General features: G+C 47.1%; 1 protein-coding gene. It reads left to right on the plus strand.

Features of this window, described 5'->3' with window-relative positions; all coding sequences use genetic code 11:
- Positions 1-174 precede the first annotated feature (174 nt).
- A complete protein-coding gene (larB, locus tag F6K49_RS52360) occupies positions 175-954 on the plus strand; it encodes a nickel pincer cofactor biosynthesis protein LarB (protein WP_293110978.1) in 780 nt (259 codons plus the stop codon).
- Positions 955-1,069: the final 115 nt, after the last annotated feature.

The following is a 1,069-nucleotide window of genomic DNA, read 5'->3' on the forward strand; positions in this document are numbered from 1 at the left end:
TAAATTTAAAATATTAAACCATTAAAACTTCTTCCCGATTACCGATTCCCGATTCCCGATTCCCGATTCCCGATTCCCGATTCCCGATTCCCGATTCCCGATTCCCGATTCCCGATTCCCGATTCCCGATTCCCGATTCCCTACTCCCTACTCCCTACTCCCTTAAAAAAGAAAATGACTCAACCCGAAGCATTAAAATCTCTACTGGAAGCGGTTGCGGCTGGTGACCTTAGCCCAACTGTTGCTCTAGATAAACTGAAAGATTTTACCTACGAAGAAGTGGGTGATTTTGCCAAAATTGACCACCACCGCACCTTAAGAACAGGATTTCCTGAGGTAATTTGGGGAGAGGGCAAAACCCCTGACCAAATTGCTCAGATTATGGCGGTAATGCGCCAGCGGAATCCGGTAGTAATGGCTACACGGATTACACCAGAGGTGGCAACGGAGCTAGAGTCAAAAGTCCCAGAGTTACAGTATTATTCCACAGCTCGGATTTGTGCGATCGCACCATCCCACCTCGAACCTAAATATCCTGGCATCATTAGTCTAATTTCCGCAGGCACATCGGATTTACCAGTAGCTCAGGAAGCCGCAATAACCGCTGAGTTATGTGGGTTTCAGGTCAAGCGCCTTTGGGATGTAGGGGTAGCTGGTATCCACCGCTTGCTGAATAATCGACAGATGATTGCCGAGGCCGATGTCTTAATTGTCGTAGCTGGGATGGAAGGAGCATTACCCAGTGTGGTAGCTGGCATGGCCGATTGTCCAGTGATTGCCGTTCCGACTAGTGTGGGCTATGGAGCCAGTTTTGGTGGTATGGCACCCCTGTTAACCATGTTGAATTCTTGCGCACCAGGGATAGGAGTAGTTAATATTGATAATGGCTTTGGTGCTGCTGTCTTAGCTGGACAAATTCTTAGGACTGGTAATAAGTTGCAGGGTAAGCATTAAGCCGTCAGCAATCAGTAATCAGCAATCATTAATCAGCAATCATTAATCAGCTTATGGGCTACACGCAATCGGTGCTTTTAGGTGCGACCCGTGGCGAATTTAATTGTTAATAGGA

The organism is Moorena sp. SIO3I6 (assembly GCF_010672095.1).

What these genes read in the sequence shown, in the direction of transcription:
- larB (WP_293110978.1), top strand. Translation starts at nt 175, where the DNA reads ATGACTCAACCCGAAGCATTAAAATCTCTACTGGAAGCGGTTGCGGCT.